The organism is Streptomyces sp. NPDC059900, assembly GCF_050270335.1.
Classification (GTDB): domain Bacteria; phylum Actinomycetota; class Actinomycetes; order Streptomycetales; family Streptomycetaceae; genus Streptomyces.
Genome location: NZ_JBNNJZ010001010.1, coordinates 1 through 1,724, shown reverse-complemented (window position 1 = coordinate 1,724; position 1,724 = coordinate 1). Strand labels below are relative to the sequence as shown.

The following is a 1,724-nucleotide window of genomic DNA, read 5'->3' as shown; positions in this document are numbered from 1 at the left end:
CCCATGTACGGCGCCGCGGTGCCGTTCTTGTAGGCCTCGGCGACGAGCCGGGCCGCGCGGGCGGCGTCCTGGTCCTCGTCCGCGCCCTTGTAGCCGTCCTCGAAGTCGATGCGCAGGTCCTCGACGGGCTCGCGCTGCAGCTTGGCGCGTACGCGGTCGTAGACCGGCACGGCGAGGTCGTCGGCGAGACCGAGGACGGCCGCGAAGGAGGCGGCGTCCGGGGCGTGCTCGTCGAGGGCCTTCAGGGCCTGGTCGCCCCAGCCGCGGATGGTGTCGGCGCCGAAGAGCTCACCGGGGACGTACACGGTGTGGACCGGCTGGCGGGTGCCCGGGTCGCCGGGGTAGCGGCGCTCGAGCTCCGCGTCCACCGGGGCGAGGGAAGCGCTGATGCCCTCGCTGACCGCGCCCGCGAGACTCGTTGCCACCTTCTCTTGCTGACCCATTCCTGCACCCTCCACACGCTCGGGACCACACACTCTGGACCATTCAGGATTACTCAAAAGCCAGAAGAACTTCCGCTTCACGGAATCAATAATCCGCATAGCGAAGTTATCCGGCGACCTTCCCGCTGGTCAACACCCTCTCGTCTGCCGGACCCCGTCCGTTCACCCCTGTCTCAGATCCTGCTTCCGCACTCGCGTGCCCGCACCTCATCCTGACCGTCACCCATCGAAGGAGACCGCGTGCCGAACGACACCCGAGTAACGCGCCGCTTCGGCCTGCAGACCGCGCTCGCCGCGGCGGCAGTGCCCCTGTTCACCACCGCGCTGGCCGCCTCCCCCGCGCACGCGGTGGAGCGGGCGGGGCGCCGCCTGGAGGTCATGTCGTTCAACCTCCGCTACGCGAGCACCACGCCGCCCAACACCTGGGCCGACCGCCGCCCGGTGACCCGGGAACTCCTTCGCCGGGCGCGCCCTCATGTCATCGGCACCCAGGAAGGCCTCTACCAGCAGGTGCGGGACATCGCCGAGGACCTGAGCCCGCACTACGACTGGATCGGCACCGGCCGGGCCGGGGGCAGCCGCGACGAGTTCATGACCGTCTACTACGACACCCGCAGACTCGCACCGGTCGAGTACGACCACTTCTGGCTCTCCGACACCCCGGACGTCATCGGATCGAACACCTGGGGCGGCGGTTCCATCCGCATGGTCACCCGGGTCCGCTTCCACGACCTGCGCACGGATCAGGAGCTGTACGTCCTCAACACCCACCTGGACAACGCGAGCCAGAACGCCCGCATCCGCGCCGCGCGGTTGATCTCCGAGCGGATCGCCGCCCTCGACTCGTCCCTGCCGCTCCTGGTCACGGGTGATTTCAACGTCGCGGCCCACAAGAACCCGGTCTACGACACGATGCTGGGCGCCGGTCTCGTCGACACCTGGGACGCGGCGGACGAGCGCAGCAAGGCGTACGCCACCTTCCACGGCTACAAGCCGCTGACGCCGGACGGCGACCGGATCGACTGGATCCTGGCGACGCCCGGTGTGCGGGTCCACTCGGCGGCCATCAACACCTTCTCGCAGGGCGGCCAGTTCCCCAGCGACCATCTGCCGGTGCAGGCCTCACTGACGCTGTGACGGACGCCGTGACGCGGCGAGGCCTTCGCCCCCGCTGTGCGCGGTGGCGAAGGCCTCGTCCGGTCAGCCGATGCGTACGGTCAGCCCTTGCGGGTGTTGACCTCGTCGGTGAGGGCGGGGACCACGTCGAAGAGGTCGCCGACC

General features: G+C 69.7%; 2 protein-coding genes. One reads left to right on the top strand and one right to left on the bottom strand.

Annotated elements, in window-relative coordinates; genetic code table 11:
* Window positions 1-443: DUF6986 family protein (locus ACQKIP_RS46710; RefSeq protein WP_427745790.1), on the bottom strand; the 443-nt coding region annotated here is incomplete at its 3' end.
* Between the two features lie 240 nt (window positions 444-683).
* On the opposite strand from ACQKIP_RS46710, the gene ACQKIP_RS46705 reads away from it, so the two are divergent.
* Entirely contained in the window at window positions 684-1,580 is an 897-nt protein-coding gene (locus ACQKIP_RS46705) for an endonuclease/exonuclease/phosphatase family protein (protein WP_365859849.1), read from the top strand.
* The last annotated feature ends 144 nt before the right edge of the window (window positions 1,581-1,724 follow it).